The sequence below is a fragment of the Caballeronia terrestris genome (assembly GCF_001544515.1).
Lineage (GTDB): Bacteria > Pseudomonadota > Gammaproteobacteria > Burkholderiales > Burkholderiaceae > Caballeronia > Caballeronia terrestris.
Map to the genome: position 1 here is coordinate 1 of NZ_FCOL02000430.1, position 1,283 is coordinate 1,283.

A 1,283-nucleotide genomic window follows, 5' to 3' on the forward strand; every position below is an offset into this window, starting at 1 on the left:
TTCCGACAAGGGCCGCAGACAGTTCACCGAAGCCTTCGCCGACGGCACTCAAGCATCCGCCGCGAATCACACAACGTCGGCGGACGTGTCGCGCGGCGAACATCAGTTCACGGCGGAACAGGTGCAAACCGCTGCGCTGAAACTGGCGGCGTACCTCGGCCCGATCGCGCACATCGTCGCGAAACGGGAGGCGCCGCGCGCAGCAAGTTTGCGCGCTTTGCACGAACGCCTCGCCGACGCCATCCCCAACGAGCACGACCGCGCCCGCTTCCGGCGCGACGTCGGATTGCAATGACCGGCTGCGAGCAAGCCGCCGCATCGAGGGAGAGACCCGCATGAATTCCGACACGCTGCCCGCACCGACCCGCTTCGGCGCCTGCACGGCGACTGGCCTGTCCGATCCGGGGCGCGTTCGCCGCGCGAACGAAGACAGCTTCCTGATCGACACGCGTCGAAATCTCATCGCCATCGCCGATGGCATGGGCGGCCACGCGTTCGGCGCACGAGCCAGTTCCACCGCGCTCGAACGCATCGCGGCGAAGCTGGCACTGCCGCGCATGCTCCGCGACGCGACGCTTGCCGGCGATCCGGACGCGACCGTCCACGACGACACGCTCGCGGCGATCCGCGCCGTCATCGATGCGCTCGACGATGCGAACACCGCGCTCCACACGTTCAACCGGCTCGAACACATCGCACCGCATCGTTCGATGGGAACGACCGTGACGGGCATCTGGCAGCCGCCGGGCGCGGGCCTGCTGATCGCGTTCCAGATAGGCGACAGCCGCCTGTACCGATATCGCGATGGTGCCCTGCTGCAACTGTCGCGTGACCAGACGCTCTATCAGCAGGCACTCGATCTCGGCACCATCGATCACTTGCCGCCTCGCAACATCCTGTTGCAGGCGCTCGGGCCGCTGCCTTCGATTGCGCCCGTCGTGGAGGCGCATGCGTGCATGCCCGGCGACCGCTATCTGCTGTGCAGCGACGGGCTGCACGGCGAAGTGCCGCATCACGAGATCGAGGCGGTGCTCGCGCAAGTGGGCGCCTCGAACACCGAAGCCGCGATGGACGCGGGATGCAGGCGCCTGATCGATCTGGCGCTCGATGCGGGCGGCAAGGACAACGTCACCGCGGTAATCGCCCGTTTCGACGGCGCCTAGATTCCGGCGCCGCGCGGCAGCGGGCGATGCCACAGCCAGCCGTCTGCGCGCCCGTCGAAGAGACTCGCGGCTGACGCCGCGTCCGGCAGGCCGGGACAGCCGCGCATCGACGGCAGGAGC

The 1,283-nt window shown here is 68.4% G+C and carries 2 protein-coding genes; both read left to right on the forward strand.

Translation table 11 applies throughout. The features are described 5' to 3' along the window. Positions 1 to 295 (forward strand): DUF8082 domain-containing protein (locus AWB67_RS41240; protein WP_510183522.1); only part of this gene is annotated, 295 nt, incomplete at its 5' end. A 40-nt stretch (positions 296 to 335) separates the two neighbouring features. Beyond that, positions 336 to 1,163: a PP2C family protein-serine/threonine phosphatase gene (locus tag AWB67_RS38030; protein ID WP_087660877.1), complete on the forward strand. Its 828-nt coding sequence runs from the start codon at positions 336 to 338 to the stop codon at positions 1,161 to 1,163. Positions 1,164 to 1,283: the final 120 nt, after the last annotated feature.

Excerpts from the sequence above, each read along its gene's own strand:
- AWB67_RS38030 (WP_087660877.1), top strand. The coding sequence starts at position 336 with ATGAATTCCGACACGCTGCCCGCACCGACCCGCTTCGGCGCCTGCACG.